The following is a 16,138-nucleotide window of genomic DNA, read 5'->3' as shown; positions in this document are numbered from 1 at the left end:
AGGCGGTCACACACCGCCTTTTAACTTTTTAAGCCCTTCTAAACAATACCCAAGGCTAAACCATTCACAATCCCTACATATATCTCTCATCTTTTCTTCTGTCATTTTTTCTCTAATTCGATTTATAATTTTTTTATAGCTTAATATTTCTCCTACTTCTATACCTAGAACCTCTAAAATAGCCCTATCCTTTTCCCTCACACTTCCCGGATAATTCTCTATTTTGCACTCTCCATCTACATTGTTTGGACACATGGCGCAAATATTATCCACATTATCCACAACTTTTATCAACATGTCCTGTTCATTATTTAATTTTCTAATAATTTCATCCATATTTTTAACAAATTTTTCATCATAACCAAGCCCTCTAAAGCCCAACATACACAAAAAGTGATGTCCTCTTATCTCCATTTCAATCTCTCCTCATCCCATGATTATAACAATAATTATACTGCTATTTTGAACTGTAACCTAAGAAAGAAAAGAAATTTACACCCCTCAGGTTATCACAATAATAGTCATAATTTCTTCAATTATCGAAAATAATACATTTAAAGGAGTGATTGTATGACTAAAAAACCAAAAAAACCTCACAAAATGCCAATAGAAAATCATAAGACTGCTTCCTGGGCAAACATACAAAATGTAAAAGAAGAATCAAATGTGCCTATCCCAAGTGAAAATGAAGTAATAAACGCAAAAGAATGGGTAGAAGAAAACAAAAAATAACGATTCCGGGCATACGCCCGGAATTGTTATTCTGCCAGCTTTTTATATCTTTTAAATCGCTCTTTCGCAGTCTCTTCTGCCATTTGATAAAGTTTTTCTGCAATATCAGGAAACACGTTTTTAAGTGAAGAATACCGTATCTCACCTTCAATAAATTCTCTAAAAGATTTTGTTGGCTCTTTAAAATCAAGTACAAAAGGATTCTTCCCTTCTTTTTTAAGTTCTGGATTAAACCTGTAAAGGTGCCAATAACCAGACTCCACAGCTTTTTTCTCCTCCATTATACTTGTCCCCATGCCTGACTTTATGCCATGGTTTATGCAAGGAGCGTATGCTATTATAAGTGACGGTCCTTTGTACTTTTCTGCCTCCACAAAAGCCTTTATCATCTGGTTCATATTTGCTCCCATTGCAATTTGTGCCACATACACGTATCCATAACTCATAGCCATCAAACCTAAATCCTTTTTGCTTGTCCTCTTACCTGCTGCCGCAAATTTTGCAATTGCCCCTAACGGCGTAGATTTTGAGGACTGTCCTCCTGTATTGGAATAAACTTCTGTATCCAGCACCAGGATATTTACATCTTCCCCTGATGCTATGACATGGTCAAGCCCTCCAAAACCAATGTCATATGCCCACCCATCTCCCCCTATTATCCACTGAGATTTTTTTACAAGAAAATCTTTTTTGTCAAGTATCTCTTTTATTATCTCATTATTTGTATAGCTACCTTTGTTTATAATATTCAATATCTTCTGTGAAGCAAGTTTAGATTTATCTCCATCCTCCATCCCATCAATCCACTCTTGGAATGCGGCTTTTAATTCATCGTCAATAGTCATATTTATAGCTTCTTTCATCAAATCTCTAAGCCTTTCCCTTATCTGCTTATTTGCCAAAAACATGCCGTAGCCGAATTCGGCATTGTCTTCAAAAAGTGAGTTAGCCCACGCAGGCCCTTTTCCTTCTTTATTAGTAGTATAAGGAATAGAAGGCGCACTTGCTCCATAAATAGAGGAACAACCTGTAGCATTTGCTATCATCATTCTGTCCCCAAAAAGCTGAGTCAAAAGCTTTATATAAGGTGTCTCACCGCAGCCGGGGCATGCACCGCTAAATTCAAATAAGGGCTTAGCAAATTGACTGCCTTTTAAAGTTGTCTTATCCACTAAATTATCTTTAACATCAAGTGTCACAGCATACTCCCAATTTCTCGCTTCTTTTTCTATTTGTTCTTCAGCAGGCTTCATTATAAGGGCCTTTGTAGGTGCAGGACACACATCTGCACAATTGCCACATCCCGTACAGTCAAGAGGACTTACCTGTATCCTATACCAAAGTCCCTCTAAACCTCTCCCTATAGCCTTTTTTACGTTGAAAGTTGGCGGCGCTTTCTTTACCTCTTTCTCAGTTAACAAAAACGGTCTTATAACCGCATGAGGACAAACAAATGAACACTGGTTACACTGTATGCAATTGTCTATTTGCCATTCAGGTATCAGTACCGCAATCCCTCGCTTTTCGTATGCGGTAGTGCCAGTAGGAAATGTGCCATCTTCCATGCCGACAAAAGCACTTACAGGAAGCAGGTCTCCCTCGTTTCTTTCTATAGGTCTTTGTATGTTTTTAACAAAATCAGGCTCTGGCTTTATAATTTTTTGCCCTTCTTTTGCGTTTTTCCACTCTTCAGGCACTTCTACCTTTACAAGTGCTTCTATGCTTTTATCTACAGCTCTTAAGTTCATCTCCACTATATCCTGCCCTTTTTTGCCATAGGCTTTCTGTATAGAATCTTTTAAATACTTAACCGCTTCTTCAAAAGGTATTATGTTTATTAGTTTAAAAAACACAGTCTGCATTATCATGTTTATTCTGCCACCTAATCCTACCTCTTGCGCAATAGACACTGCATCTATTATATAAAAATTGATGCTGTTTTCAGCAATGTATCTTTTCATTGAGGCAGGCAGTTTGTCATCAAGTTCCTCTTTGCTCCAAGGACAATTTAGCACAAAGGTGCCACCTTTTTTAAGGCCTTTTAGCACATCATAGTTATAAATAAAAGATTTATTGTGACAAGCAATGTAATCAGCGTGATTTACAAGATAGCTGGATTTAATCGGCTTTTTACCAAACCTCAAATGGGAAATAGTAGTTCCACCTGATTTTTTGCTGTCATACTGAAAATATGCCTGCACATACAAATCTGTATTGTCCCCAATTATCTTAATAGCCGATTTATTTGCACCAACTGTACCGTCAGAGCCTAATCCCCAAAACTTACAGCTTACAGTGCCTTCAGGAGTTGTCTCTACAAATTCACCTTCTTCTAATGAGGTATAAGTTACATCGTCTACAATTCCTATTGTAAATCGATCTTTTGGATAGTCTTTCTTTAAATTATCATACACAGCAATAATTTGAGAAGGAGTTGTGTCTTTTGAGCCAAGGCCATACCTTCCTCCTACTATTACAGGCTTCTTATCTTTGTGGTAAAAAGCTTTAACCAAATCAAGATATAGCGGTTCACCTATAGAACCAGGTTCTTTTGTTCTGTCCAACACAGCGATTTTCTTTACTGTACCAGGAAGCACATTAAAAAAATGCTTCTCTGAAAAAGGCCTGTAAAGATGCACTTTAATTAAGCCTACTTTTTCACCTTTTTTCATCAAATAATCAATTGTCTCTTCTATTGTGTCACACACCGACCCCATTGCAACAATTATGTACTCTGCATCCTTTGCTCCATAATAATCAAAGGGATGATATTCCCTTCCAGTCAATTCTTTAAATTTTTTCATGTAATCTTCCACTATTTCGGGAACTTTTTCATAAAATTTATTAGCTACCTCTCTTCCCTGAAAGTATATATCAGGATTTTGAGCAGTACCCCTTACAACAGGGTGTTCTGGATTAAGTGCCCTATCTCTAAACTCTTTTACTGCTTTTAAGTCCAAAAGCTTTGCAATATCCTCATATTCCACCACTTCTATTTTCTGCATTTCGTGAGAGGTTCTAAAACCATCGAAAAAATGCAAAAAAGGTACTCTCGATTTTATCGCGCAAAGATGTGCTATAAAACCCATATCCATAGCTTCTTGGACATTTGAAGAAGAAAGAAGTGCAAAACCTGTTTGTCTTACTGCCATTACATCCTGATGGTCACCAAATATAGAAAGTGCATGGGCAGAAATAGCACGGGCACTTACATGAAAAACCCCCGGCAAAAGCTCTCCTGCTATTTTATACATGTTTGGTATCATTAAAAGAAGTCCTTGTGATGCGGTATATGTGGTTGTCAAAGCGCCTGCAGTTAAAGAACCATGGACAGCACCTGCAGCACCTGCTTCTGACTGCATTTCAACAACCTTCACGGGTTGTCCAAATATGTTCTTTTTGCCGTGGGCAGCCCATTCATCGACATTTTCTGCCATTGGAGAAGAAGGCGTAATAGGGTAAATTGCTGCAACCTCAGTAAAAGCATAAGAGGCATAGGCAGCAGCTGTATTTCCGTCCATTGTTTTCATTGACTTTTTCATAAGTTTCCTCCTCACCAATTTTAAATTTGTATTCATATATTCAGATATATTATTTGACAAAAAAGGATTATCATACATTTTAAAGCCTTTTTCACCTTTATTTAGTGAAACTTTTCTGGAAAAAATGTAGTTCTTCAAATTTTTTTGTAATGTAAGAAGGAATTCTTCTAAAAATATAGAATATATTATGTATTAAGTTGAGTGTACAAGAAAAGGAGTTGTCCATGGTGGAAGGATATATGACCGCTGTTGTTAAACAACATACCACAGAGGGTGCAGATATAATAAAAAAAGAAATACCAATAATAGGACCGGATGAAGTCTTAATAAAAGTCAAAGCTACATCTATTTGCGGCACAGACGTTCACATTTACGTTTGGAATGAATGGGCAAAAAGCCGCATAAAACCTCCAAAGACAATGGGACATGAATTTGTAGGAGAAGTTGTAGAAATAGGTAAAAATGTAACATCTGTAAAGGTTGGAGATTTAGTAAGTGCGGAAACTCACATAGTATGTGGAAAATGCAAAGCTTGCAGAACAGGTAATGCCCACATCTGCGAAAACACCCTCATACTCGGTGTTGATACAGACGGTGCTTTTGCAGAATACATTAAAGTCCCGGAAAGCAATGTATGGCTAAACGATAAAGACATACCTTTAGAACTTCTCTCCATACAAGAACCCCTTGGAAACGCCGTTCACACAGTATTTTCTGGAGAGGTAGTAGGAAAAACTGTCGCTGTAGTAGGTTGCGGTCCTATAGGTATGATGGCGATACCACTTCTTAAAACAACAGGAGCTTCAGCTGTATTTGCAATAGAACCTGTCGAATACAGAAGGGAACTTGCTCATAAATTAGGTGCAACACGAGTTATAAACCCTCTTAAAGAAGACGTTGTCAGTATAATAAAAAGCGAAACAGAAGGCTACGGCGCGGATGTAGTATTGGACTTCTCTGGAAGCTCGATTGCAATAAGGCAAGGTCTTAAATATATCGCAAAAGGCGGAAGAATGTCTATTTTAGGTCTTCCTGACAATGAAGTCCCTATAGACATAACCAATGATGTCATTTTTAAAGGCATAACTATACACGGCATCACAGGAAGGCGAATGTACGATACTTGGTACCAAGTAAAAGGTTTATTGCGCTCAGGATTAAAAGATGCATTAAAGCCAATAATCACCCATACCTTCCCTCTCACTGAATACCAAAAAGGGATGGAACTAATGATAAAAGGCCAATGTGGCAAAGTTGTATTATATCCATAAACAAAAGGAGGTTTTTAATATGTCAAGCATTCATGACCTTGACTTTATAAAAGAAAAGCTGGAAGAACTCAAAAAAGCAGGTGTGTATAGAAAATTAACTGTCCTTGAAAGTCCCTCTGGCCCCCGTTCTATAATCGATGGAAAGGAAGTTATAAACCTTTCTTCAAACAACTACCTCGGCCTTGCAAATCATCCGCGGTTAAAAAAAGCCGCAATAGAAGCTATTGAAAAATGGGGAGTTGGTGCTGGCGCCGTAAGAACGATAATAGGAAACATGACAATTCACGAAGAACTTGAAAGAAAATTAGCTGAATTTAAAAGAGAAGAAGCAGTTCTCACTTTCCAATCAGGTTTTACAGCAAACATGGGCGTCATTCAAGCAGTTGTTGACAAAGGAGACGTCATAATAAGTGACGAATTAAACCACGCCAGTATCATCGATGGCTGCAGATTAAGCCGAGCAGATGTGGTAATATACAAACACAGTGACATGGAGGACCTAGAAAGAGTATTAAAAGAAGTAAAAGATAAATACAGAGTCAAAATGATAATAACTGACGGAGTATTCAGCATGGATGGCGATATAGCGAAACTCCCCGAAATAGTGAAATTGGCAGAAAAATACAGTGCAATAACTTATGTAGATGACGCACATGCCAGTGGCGTTTTAGGTGAAAGCGGAAGAGGCTCTGCTGACCATTTCAACTTACACGGAAGAATTGATATACAAATAGGCACACTTTCCAAAGCAATCGGAGTTGTTGGAGGATATGTAGCTGGCAAAAGAGAGCTTATAGAATGGCTAAATCATAGAGGCAGACCCTTCCTCTTCAGTACAGCTCTACCTCCTGCGGCAGTTGCAGCATCAATAGAAGCTATAAATATTTTAAGTGAAAGTGATGCTCTCACTCGCAAGCTGTGGGATAACGCAAAATATTTCAAAGAAAAGTTAAAATCTTTAGGTTTTGATACCGGCAAGAGTGAAACACCTATCACCCCTGTAATAATAGGCGAAGAAACTAAAGCTCTCGAATTTAGCAGAAAACTCTTTGAAGAAGGAGTTTTCGCGCAAGGAATAGTATATCCAACTGTACCTAAAAACAAAGCCAGAGTAAGAACAATTGTAACAGCTGCCCATACAAAAGAAGACTTAGACGCTGCCTTAAAAGCTTTTGAAAAAGTCGGAAAACAATTGAATATAATTTAAAAAATTTGGTTCTCTAACAAATGTTGGGGTGGATAAAAATCATCCATAAAAAATAGCGCACTTATTCTGAATGCCTGTTATAATAAAATTGGTTAAATAACAAAATTTATCAAAAAGAAGCATCAGAATAAGTGCATACCAATTATATCACAAAATTTCTGAAAGCTGACACAACGATTACATATTTCAGTTTAAAACTAAAGGGCGGCATTCAGAAAAATACCCACCCCAACTCTTGACAAAGAACCACAAAAAAAGAGCCCATACAACTTAGTACAGGCTCTTTTCTCTTTCAATTTATCTATAATCTCCTAAAAGTTTTATATAGTCCTCTAAAGTTCCATTTTCTAAACACGTTTCAATAATCTTTCTGCCGAGGGGATCAAGTTCAGGTACTAAAAATTGTTTTAATTCTCTTTTGAAAAATTCATTTAACATCTCTGCACCCTTGTCATATCCTTCATCTCCCACTTCTGGCTGCTTGTTGACTTGCAGTAATTCACGAGGAATAAAGCTTCCGTTTATTTTTAATGTATTTAAAGCATAACCTAAGAGACTACTTCTCGCTGGTGTAATTTGGTCTGGCCTGAATCTCACGCTTCCTCTTCTTGCAAGATATTCACGAGCTATCCATTCAGGCATAAATCCAACTTTCCATACACCTATGTGTTGATTTGGAACAAGAATGTATCGAGTACCAGGCGTATTTATAATCTGTTGGAGCAAGAGATTTGCATGGGTTACTCTTTTCCCCGTTGCAAAAGGCCAATATGAGCCTACTCCTTCACTTTGAAGCCCTTCAGTTTCTACAATGCTGGGATTTGCATGACCTCTCGGCGCCACTAGTCTCCACAACCAAGCAAGAGCAGGTGGTAACAAATGTAACATACCTATTATCCCATATGATGGTTTTTCCTTTGAGGAGGGCGGAGTCCTCACACCAAAACTTCTTACATCCACTTCTACAGGTTCATCAACTACATTTGGCATAAATCTTTTTGGCATAACTACACGAGGATTAGGACAAGGTTTGCCAGGTGCATCCATAATATGTTCCCATATAAGACAAGTGGATTTAGGCACTCCGTCTATGTTTAAAAAGATTAAAGGCTCTTTAGGATAGATACATAACTTTTCAAAATGAGGGTCTGTTCCATATTCATTCATATGATCTACACGTATAAACCAACCTTTTTCTGCATCTTTTATAACCAACTTTTTGCCTTGCTGCAATTTAGGATGACATAAGGCCATATCGTCAGTTACAGGCTGCAACTCACAAGCCTCTTTCAACTCTACATATATTTCATCCCCTGTTACTAAATTGCGTCCTACCTTTATAGAACCATCAGGTTCTCTATGAATCTGTTCCAACATTTCACTCTTTCCGCCACCGCTGGCACCCTCATGCATAATAGTCAATATATTGTCATAAGGAGTAATTATTCTTACTGCAGAAGCATGAGCAGTAATCCACCCTTCTTTTTCTCCCATTGTTAAGAGTACTCCATATATTCCTTTTTTTGCACTTGGGCCAGGATACAAGTTATACGAAAAAAGTTCATAAAGATTCTCTAAGCGGTTGTGTACAACTACTTGCTTTCCATTAAAGTGGGTATGCCTAAATGGAGGAGCTGAATATACTATTGCTTTCGGAGTAAAACCTTCCGGTATTTCCTTTTTAGGTATAAATCCTTGAATATCTGCAAGAGCTGTAGCAAAGAAACCAGCATTTTCGGGTGCCAATAAAAGCGAAGGATAGCCGTATTCTTCACCACCGGCCATAAAAGGCATAACAATTAAATTCTGATCTTTTAACCATTCAAAAGTCTTCTGTCTTAACTCCTCAAAATCGTATTTATATCTTTCCATAAATCTTGGCTTATCTGTCTCCCCATTATCGGCAACGACGAGACAGTCTGGCTCTCTCCTTCTCATATAAGGCTCAGGATAATTAACTGCTAATCCGTTTTTACATCTTGCCACGGTGGCTTCTAATACTTTTCCTTTCCCTGGAACATCATAAAAAACTTCAAAAAAGTCATTATTCCCCCCAACAGAAATTTCAAGAAGATGTTGTCTACTTTCTGGAATTGTTATTTTAGGACACTTTTTTAATATTTCCTCTACTTCTTCTGGTAGGCTCATTTTACTTATAATTTCCATTGTTTCCTTATTAGTAATGAGAGAAAAGTCCATCTTATACCACCTCACAATAATAAGTATAAGAATATTATACAAAAAATTTTTCAAGTTTGCAATTTGAATAATAAAATTTGCAAAATAATTTTTAGTATGTATCTACATTCCGAACTTTTTGTCATAATATCGTTCTTTTGCGCACATATCTTCTGTAATCTTTTACATTGATGAAATTTTTGAATCGCATTCTTGCAATTTTGATTAGTAATAGGTGATAAAAACAAAAGCACTCCTAATGGAGCGCTTTTACTTATTCACTTCAGCTTGCTTTTCTAGACCTTTCAATTTCAATATATAATTCATTTCAAAAACTGCCGCTTCTATTAATTTATCTATCTCTTCATCTGTCAACTTATTGCCAATCACTTTCTTTAATAAATTAAAAACTTCTGTTTTCTTATCTGGTCCTTTGCCAGGCCCTATTTGTTGTTCTACTGCTTGCACAAAAGTTTTTGCAATTTCGTAATATCTTTTCATTTTTTCCATACCAATTTTGGTATTTAAATAATCAATCAAATATCCAAGCACGACCATTATACCAAGTTGAACACCAGCAGTCAAAATTGTCATAATCAAATCTCTCATTTTGTTCCCCCCAATATTTTTATTATAACAGAAGCAAATTCTCCCCATGTGACAAAACTTTTAGGATCATAATGCTCATTTATAATCCCTTTCCTGCGCAATTTTTTAATATCATCAGTTTGTTGATAATTTATACTTTCTAAAAATTTAATTATCCCATTTGAAATCGCCTGTGCAAAAATATCTGGTCTGTGTAAAAGCAAATCTAAATTTTGCGGATTTGACATAAAAGCTGTTTCAACCAATATTGCTGGCATTACGGTGTGTTTTAAAACATAAAAAGTTGCATACTTTACCCCCCTATTCGCCGTTTTTAACATTTCTACTATCTCATTTTGGACATATTGAGCTAAATTTTGGCCTACAATGCTTCCCGGATATGCATAAGTTTCCGTACCATTTGCAGTAGGGTCCTTAAAACTATTGCAATGAATTGAAATAAAGTAGTCTACTTTGTTCTTATTAGCAATATCACACCTTTGTTGCAAATCTACAGTTTCATCTTTATCTCTTGTCATAATCACGCTTATATTTTTGTCCAATAAAATCTCCCTTAATTTTAAAGCGATATCTAGATTTAAGTCTTTTTCCTTATAGTTTTCAACCACTGCTCCCGGATCTTTCCCTCCGTGACCTGGATCAATAGCTATGAGCACTTCACTCACCACCATTAAAATAAATTTTGTAAATTCTTCTATCATAATCATATAATATGCAAAGAAAATTAACAAGTTTATATAAAAAATAAAAAATGTAAATGCGCCTTTTGTAGGTAAATTCCTCAAAAGTGCTAAGAGCTTGCTTTGCTTCAAATCCTACTACTTTCCAGGTATCACGATCGCGTTCATCTATCAGGCGTATGTCTTATCAAAGAATTTGGTATTTTTATTATTGAAGATATTTTTAAACAAATAAAAGATTGGCGGAATAAGGGTATCGAGCTTAAGGTTAACATCAATGTTTCTCCCCTTCAGCTTAGGGACGATGAGTTTTTCTTTAAATTTGATGAGCTTATTAGTAAATACAATATACCATCAAATCTCATCGGCATAGAATTTACTGAAACTCAAATATTAGATATTAAAGAGCAAAGGGTAAATAAAATAGACGAATTTTTAAGAAGGGGAATAAAGATTTCGCTAGATGATTTTGGAGTTGGATATTCTTCCTTAATAAACATGATAGAGTTTCCTATAAGCACTATTAAGATGGACAAAAGCCTTATTGACAGGATTGACGAAAACAAAGTAAAAACATTAATTAAGGGAATTTTGTATATCTCAAAGGAAATGAACTATGAAGTCGTAGCGGAAGGGGTAGAAACAGAGGAACAGCTTAGTATGCTAAAGGAATGGGGTTGTGACAAAATACAAGGTTATTATATATCGAGACCTAAAACTTCAAAGGAGATAGAATTAATGTTCAATTATGCTTATTAGTGCAGTCCTTTATCTATTAAAGGACTTTAATTTATCTATTGAAAAAGGAGAGATTGTAGCACTTTTAGGTCCCAGTGGAAGCGGTAAATGTACAATTTTAAGACTAATTGCTACTATGCATTATTTCCACACATGACAGTTGAAAAAATATCTTATTTGGAATAGAAAAAATGGAAAAAACAGAACAGGAAAAAATACTTGATGAAAAAGATATCCCATGAATTAAGTGGTGGACAACAGCAAAGAGTTGATCAAAATCTACAGTAAAAAGAGAAAAGAAGCAACTTTTGTAGTGTGGCTTCCTGCATTAAAAGAATGAGTTTGGACAATTCCAAACTCATTTTAAATATTTATCCCTCCCTAAACCTTCTTAATCTCAGAGCATTTAAAACAACTGATACTGAGCTAAACGCCATCGCCCCTCCCGCTATAGCTGGAGTTAAAAATCCCATTGCAGCAAATGGTATACCGATTGTGTTGTATATAAAAGCCCAGAATAAATTTTGATATATATTTCTCATGGTAGCTTTGCTTAATTTTATGGCGGTCACAATACCCATAAGATTTCCACTTATCAACGTTATATCTGAGGTTTCTATCGCCACATCTGTACCTGTACCTATCGCTATGCCAACATCCGCAGTAGCTAAAGCAGGAGCATCATTAATACCATCTCCCACCATTGCAACTACCTTTCCCATTTTTTGAAGCTTGGCAACCTCTTCAGCTTTATCTTCTGGCAATACTTCTGCCAACACATTTTTTATACCAACTTGTTTTGCTATTGCCTCAGCAGTCCTTTTATTATCTCCCGTAATCATGTACACTTCAATACCCATAGCCTGTAACTCTTTAATAGCTTTTGCCGAGTCACTCTTTACTGTATCTGCAACTGCTATAATGCCATAAACACAATCTTTGGAAGCCAAAATCATTGATGTTTTACCTTGTATTTCTAAATTTACAAGTTTGTCTTCAATTGGCGTTATATCAATATTTTGTCTATCCATAAGCCTTCTATTGCCAATATAAAATTCTTTTTCATTTATCGTAATGCATATACCGTAGCCTGGTATAGCCTCAAATTTCTCAGGAACTTCCAATATTTTGAATTTTTCTTTTGCTTTATTGACAATTGCTTGTCCCAATGGATGCTCAGAATTTTTTTCCGCAATTCCCGCTATTTTTAGTATCTCCTCTTCGGTGAAATTTCCAAAAGCTTCTATGTCTGTAACTTCCGGTTCTCCTTTTGTTATCGTCCCAGTCTTATCAAGCACTATTGTCGTTATTTTTCCTGCCCTCTGCAGATGTTCTCCTCCCTTTATGAGTATACCATTTTCTGCTCCTTTTCCTGTCCCTACCATCACAGAAGTGGGAACTGCAAGTCCAAGCGCACACGGGCACGCAATTACAAGCACAGATACTGCATTTATTATGCCCGCATTAAAATCTCCATACCCAAAATACCAGATTAAAAATGTGGTAGCAGCTATACCCATAACTGTGGGTACAAAAATACCAGAGATTTTATCAGCAATTTGTTGAATTGGTGCTTTGGAACCTTGGGCGTCTTCCACCATTTTAATAATTTGCGATAGTACCGTATCTTTACCCACTTTTGTCGCTTCAAATTTAAACGTTCCTGTTTTATTTATTGTAGCACCAATTACTTCATCACCAACGCCTTTTTCTACAGGAATAGATTCTCCAGTTATCATAGATTCATCTATTGTGGAACTACCTTCAACTATTTTACCGTCAACTGGTATTTTTTCGCCCGGTCTTACAACAACGATGTCCCCGACTTTGACTTCTTCAATAGGTATATCTAATTCTTGTCCATCCCTTATCACTCTTGCGGTCTTTGCTTGTAGTCCCATGAGGTTTTTTATTGCTTCAGATGTTTTCCCTTTGGCTGTAGCTTCAAGCAGCTTACCCAATGTTACAAGCGTTATAATAACTGCTGATGCCTCAAAATACAAGTAATTGTGTATCTCATGAGAGGGTTTTGTAAATACATTGTACAAACTATAAAAATATGCTGCAGATGTTCCCATAGCTACCAAAGTATCCATATTTGCCGTCATATTTTTTAAATTGTTCCACGCCCCTTTATAATATCTAAGACCCACAATAAACTGAACAGGTGAAGATAAAAACACCTGCAACCACGGATTCTCAAGTATCCCTCCTGGAACTTTAAACATTACCAAAAACATTGATAATACCAGTGGGACAGTTAAAATCGCTGAATATATTACCAATTTTCTTAATGTATTTATTTCCCTCTCCTTTATCTCTTTTTCAGTGTCAATACCTACTCCAGTCTTCTCTTTTGCATCATATCCTATATCTTTTATCGCTTTAATCATTTTTTCTGTATCAATTTCATTTGAATCATATTCAACAGTTGCCGTTTCCGTCGCAAAGTTGACTGATGCGTTGCTTACACCAGGAAGGTTTTTTAAGGTTTTTTCGATTTTAGCAGCGCAGGATGCGCAGGACATACCCATAAGTGCAAGCTCTACTTTATCTTTTATTACACCATATCCTATATCTTCTATTTTTTTCTCCATATCGCATATATTAATTTTATCTGGATCATATATAACTGTTGCTTTTTCAATCGCAAGATTTACATTTGCATCTAAAACTCCATCTAAGCTTTTAAGCCCTTTTTCTATTTTTGTTGCGCAAGCTGCACAAGACATCCCTGTTATTTTTAAATTAGCTTTTTCGGCCATATTTTCATCTCCTCTTCATCTTTTAGTTTCTTATAGGAAATTCTTCCACATAAAAGGAGATTCCGAAATTTTATCTAACTTTTCTTTCTATTGTTCCCCCTCCTACAACAATATCTCCCTCATAAAAAACTACTGACTGTCCTGGTGTAATAGCCCTTTGTGGATTATCAAATTTCACAAAAACTTTGCCGTCTTCAAGTGGTCGTATTACTGCATCCTGTTCTTTTGCATTGTACCGTATCTTTGCTTTTACTCTCATTTCTCTTTCAAGTTTGTCAATTGAAATAAAATTATTATTGTAGGAAATGAGTTCATCCCCAAATACTTCGTCACCGTATCCTAATACTACCACATTATTTTCTGCATCAATATCAACAACATAGAGGGGTTTACCAACAGAAATTCCTAAACCTTTCCTTTGTCCTATTGTATAATGTATAATCCCTTTATGATAGCCTAAAAATCTACCTCTCGTATCACGAAATTCTCCTGGTTTTATTTCTTCTTTGGCATTTTCTCTAATAAATTTTCCATAATCATTATCAGTTACAAAACAAATTTCTTGACTGTCTGGCTTTGATGCAACAGGCAGGCCTAAATTTTTAGCTAACTCTCTGACCTCATCTTTTTTATATTTACCCAGTGGAAACAAAATATGCTCAAGCTGAGTTTGAGTAAGATTATATAGTACATAAGTCTGGTCTTTGGAAGTATCTACAGATTTCTTTAATAAATACCTTCCTCTTTCTTCATCGTACTCTTTAATCGCATAATGGCCTGTTGCCACATAATATGCATCTATCATCCAGGCTCTTTTTAAAAGTTCTTCAAATTTTATATATTTATTGCAAGCAATACATGGATTAGGAGTCCTACCTTTTAAATATTCATCTACAAAGTAATCTATTACTTTTTCTTTAAAAACATCCTTAAAATTCATTACATAATATTTAATGCCAATCTTATTCGCTACTCTTCTGGCGTCATTAACAGCACTTAATGAACAACAGCCGCCTTCAACTCTTACGGCTTCCTCATCTTTGTCCTGCCATATTTGCATCGTAACACCTATAACATCAAATCCCTGCTCTTTTAAAAGATACGCTGAAACAGAGCTATCAACACCTCCGCTCATTCCCACAACTACTCTGTTATTCTTTTTCATAAAAAAATTTTCTAACCTCCTTGTAGATTCTCTCATACAATCTGTGATATTGACCTTAATCTTTTAACAATTTGTGGAAGTGCTTCTAAAACCTTATCTATATCTTCTTCAGTGTTATCTTTACCTATTGTAAGTCTCAAAGACCCTCGAGCTAATTCTTTTGAGAGCCCAATTGCCAGAAGCACATGAGATGGCTCAAGTGAACCAGAAGTGCATGCTGAACCACTTGAAGCACATATTCCTGCCATATCTAAGTTTAAAATAAGGGATTCGCCATCTATAAATTCAAATGATACATTAACATTGCCTGGAAGCCTTTTTGTTGGATGCCCGTTTAACCTCGTATAAGGTATTTTTTCTAATATTCCATTTATAAGTTTATCTCTTAAAAATGTAAGTTTATTTATATGAGAATCCAAATTTTTCGTGATAAGCTCTATCGCTTCCCCCAGTCCTACTATTCCTGGAACATTTTCAGTACCTGCTCTTCTATTTTTTTCCTGTGTTCCTCCCTGTATAAGCGAATGAATCTTTACCCCCTTCTTTATATATAATGCTCCTACACCTTTGGGTCCATATATCTTATGAGCAGACAAAGATAACAAATCAACATCTAATTTTTTTACATCTATCGGTACATTTCCAACTGCTTGCACAGCATCAGTATGAAAATATATGTTTTTTTCATGAGCTATTTTGACAAGCTCCTCAATTGGCTCTATCGTACCTATCTCATTATTAGCAAACATTATAGAAACAAGGATTGTTTTATCTGTAATCGCCTTTTTTAAATCTTCAGGTTTTACAAGTCCATATTCGTCAACTGGAAGATATGTTACTTTGAATCCTTCTTTTTCAAGATATCGGCAAGTATGGAGCACTGCATGATGTTCAATTTCTGTTGTAATAATATGATTTCCTTTTTCTTTCAACGCATATGCTACACCTTTTAATGCCCAATTATCTGACTCAGACCCTCCACTGGTAAAATATATTTCCTCAGAATCTGCACCTAGTGCTTTTGCTACTTTTTCCCTCGCTTCTTCAATAGCTTTTTTCGCCTCTTGACCATGTGAATGTAAAGAAGAGGGATTACCAAAAACATCACTATAATATGGTAACATCGCCTCTAATACCCTTTTATCAACTGGAGTAGTCGCCGCATTGTCTAAATAAATTGTGCTCACAAAAATCGCCTCTCTCTATTTATCTTCTACTTCTTAGTATCTGTTCATATTCTGCATTTTTTAT

At 36.0% G+C, this 16,138-nt stretch carries 13 protein-coding genes; 5 read left to right on the top strand and 8 right to left on the bottom strand.

The window, feature by feature from the left end; all coding sequences use genetic code 11:
- Positions 1-6 precede the first annotated feature (6 nt).
- A complete protein-coding gene (locus tag THEBR_RS01480; protein WP_003867788.1) occupies positions 7-414 on the bottom strand; it encodes a DUF1284 domain-containing protein in 408 nt (135 codons plus the stop codon).
- 156 nt (positions 415-570) lie between these two features.
- On the opposite strand from THEBR_RS01480, the gene THEBR_RS11695 reads away from it, so the two are divergent.
- Positions 571-732: a CDIF630_02480 family spore surface protein gene (locus THEBR_RS11695; protein ID WP_009052996.1), complete on the top strand. Its 162-nt coding sequence runs from the start codon at positions 571-573 to the stop codon at positions 730-732.
- Between the two features lie 26 nt (positions 733-758).
- Here the strand turns inward: THEBR_RS11695 and nifJ are convergent, their stop codons facing one another.
- Positions 759-4,274 (bottom strand): pyruvate:ferredoxin (flavodoxin) oxidoreductase, encoded by a 3,516-nt coding sequence (gene nifJ / locus THEBR_RS01475; RefSeq protein WP_009052997.1) that lies wholly within the window; start codon positions 4,272-4,274, stop codon positions 759-761.
- A gap of 224 nt (positions 4,275-4,498) precedes the next feature.
- Here nifJ and tdh point away from each other — a divergent pair, with 224 nt between their 5' ends.
- The gene (gene tdh / locus THEBR_RS01470; RefSeq protein WP_003867785.1) at positions 4,499-5,545 is read left to right on the top strand and encodes an L-threonine 3-dehydrogenase; all 1,047 of its coding nucleotides are present in this window, start codon (positions 4,499-4,501) and stop codon (positions 5,543-5,545) included.
- A gap of 19 nt (positions 5,546-5,564) precedes the next feature.
- Entirely contained in the window at positions 5,565-6,752 is a 1,188-nt protein-coding gene (locus tag THEBR_RS01465) for a glycine C-acetyltransferase (RefSeq protein ID WP_003867784.1), read from the top strand.
- Positions 6,753-7,049: 297 nt separating this feature from the next.
- Here the strand turns inward: THEBR_RS01465 and THEBR_RS01460 are convergent, their stop codons facing one another.
- The 3 genes from THEBR_RS01460 to THEBR_RS01450 form a co-directional block, all read right to left on the bottom strand.
- Positions 7,050-8,951 carry a DUF4914 family protein gene (locus THEBR_RS01460; protein ID WP_009052999.1) on the bottom strand — a complete coding sequence of 634 codons (1,902 nt, stop codon included), beginning with the start codon at positions 8,949-8,951 and terminating at the stop codon, positions 7,050-7,052.
- Between the two features lie 249 nt (positions 8,952-9,200).
- Positions 9,201-9,539 (bottom strand): phage holin, encoded by a 339-nt coding sequence (locus THEBR_RS01455; RefSeq protein ID WP_003867781.1) that lies wholly within the window; start codon positions 9,537-9,539, stop codon positions 9,201-9,203.
- Positions 9,536-10,246 (bottom strand): N-acetylmuramoyl-L-alanine amidase family protein, encoded by a 711-nt coding sequence (locus THEBR_RS01450; RefSeq protein WP_003867780.1) that lies wholly within the window; start codon positions 10,244-10,246, stop codon positions 9,536-9,538. The genes THEBR_RS01455 and THEBR_RS01450 overlap by 4 nt, the downstream gene beginning before the upstream one ends.
- Positions 10,247-10,342: 96 nt before the next feature.
- Between THEBR_RS01450 and THEBR_RS01445 the strand changes: the two genes are divergently transcribed.
- Both THEBR_RS01445 and THEBR_RS12740 read left to right on the top strand, forming a co-directional pair.
- Positions 10,343-10,978 (top strand): EAL domain-containing protein, encoded by a 636-nt coding sequence (locus tag THEBR_RS01445; protein WP_009053000.1) that lies wholly within the window; start codon positions 10,343-10,345, stop codon positions 10,976-10,978.
- Positions 10,968-11,114, top strand: a complete 147-nt coding sequence (locus tag THEBR_RS12740; RefSeq protein WP_081448153.1) for an ATP-binding cassette domain-containing protein — start codon at positions 10,968-10,970, stop codon at positions 11,112-11,114. The genes THEBR_RS01445 and THEBR_RS12740 overlap by 11 nt, the downstream gene beginning before the upstream one ends.
- Before the next feature lie 214 nt (positions 11,115-11,328).
- Here the strand turns inward: THEBR_RS12740 and THEBR_RS01440 are convergent, their stop codons facing one another.
- The 3 genes from THEBR_RS01440 to nifS all read right to left on the bottom strand — a co-directional run bounded on the left by THEBR_RS01440 (position 11,329) and on the right by nifS (position 16,074).
- The gene (locus THEBR_RS01440; RefSeq protein WP_009053001.1) at positions 11,329-13,722 is read right to left on the bottom strand and encodes a heavy metal translocating P-type ATPase; all 2,394 of its coding nucleotides are present in this window, start codon (positions 13,720-13,722) and stop codon (positions 11,329-11,331) included.
- Positions 13,723-13,792: 70 nt separating this feature from the next.
- Positions 13,793-14,923, bottom strand: coding sequence for a tRNA 2-thiouridine(34) synthase MnmA (gene mnmA / locus THEBR_RS01435; protein WP_012268961.1), 1,131 nt, complete (start codon positions 14,921-14,923; stop codon positions 13,793-13,795).
- Positions 14,920-16,074, bottom strand: a complete 1,155-nt coding sequence (gene nifS, locus THEBR_RS01430; protein ID WP_009053003.1) for a cysteine desulfurase NifS — start codon at positions 16,072-16,074, stop codon at positions 14,920-14,922. The genes mnmA and nifS overlap by 4 nt, the downstream gene beginning before the upstream one ends.
- Positions 16,075-16,138: the final 64 nt, after the last annotated feature.

The organism is Thermoanaerobacter brockii subsp. finnii Ako-1, assembly GCF_000175295.2.
Taxonomy (GTDB): domain Bacteria; phylum Bacillota; class Thermoanaerobacteria; order Thermoanaerobacterales; family Thermoanaerobacteraceae; genus Thermoanaerobacter; species Thermoanaerobacter pseudethanolicus.
This window is presented reverse-complemented; position numbering and strand designations above follow the sequence as displayed.

Coding starts and splice junctions, on each gene's coding strand:
- THEBR_RS01480 (WP_003867788.1), bottom strand. CDS start 414: ATGGAGATAAGAGGACATCACTTTTTGTGTATGTTGGGCTTTAGAGGG.
- THEBR_RS11695 (WP_009052996.1), top strand. CDS start 571: ATGACTAAAAAACCAAAAAAACCTCACAAAATGCCAATAGAAAATCAT.
- nifJ (WP_009052997.1), bottom strand. CDS start 4,274: ATGAAAAAGTCAATGAAAACAATGGACGGAAATACAGCTGCTGCCTAT.
- tdh (WP_003867785.1), top strand. CDS start 4,499: ATGGTGGAAGGATATATGACCGCTGTTGTTAAACAACATACCACAGAG.
- THEBR_RS01465 (WP_003867784.1), top strand. CDS start 5,565: ATGTCAAGCATTCATGACCTTGACTTTATAAAAGAAAAGCTGGAAGAA.
- THEBR_RS01460 (WP_009052999.1), bottom strand. CDS start 8,951: ATGGACTTTTCTCTCATTACTAATAAGGAAACAATGGAAATTATAAGT.
- THEBR_RS01455 (WP_003867781.1), bottom strand. CDS start 9,539: ATGAGAGATTTGATTATGACAATTTTGACTGCTGGTGTTCAACTTGGT.
- THEBR_RS01450 (WP_003867780.1), bottom strand. CDS start 10,246: ATGATTATGATAGAAGAATTTACAAAATTTATTTTAATGGTGGTGAGT.
- THEBR_RS12740 (WP_081448153.1), top strand. CDS start 10,968: ATGCTTATTAGTGCAGTCCTTTATCTATTAAAGGACTTTAATTTATCT.
- THEBR_RS01440 (WP_009053001.1), bottom strand. CDS start 13,722: ATGGCCGAAAAAGCTAATTTAAAAATAACAGGGATGTCTTGTGCAGCT.
- mnmA (WP_012268961.1), bottom strand. CDS start 14,923: ATGAGAGAATCTACAAGGAGGTTAGAAAATTTTTTTATGAAAAAGAAT.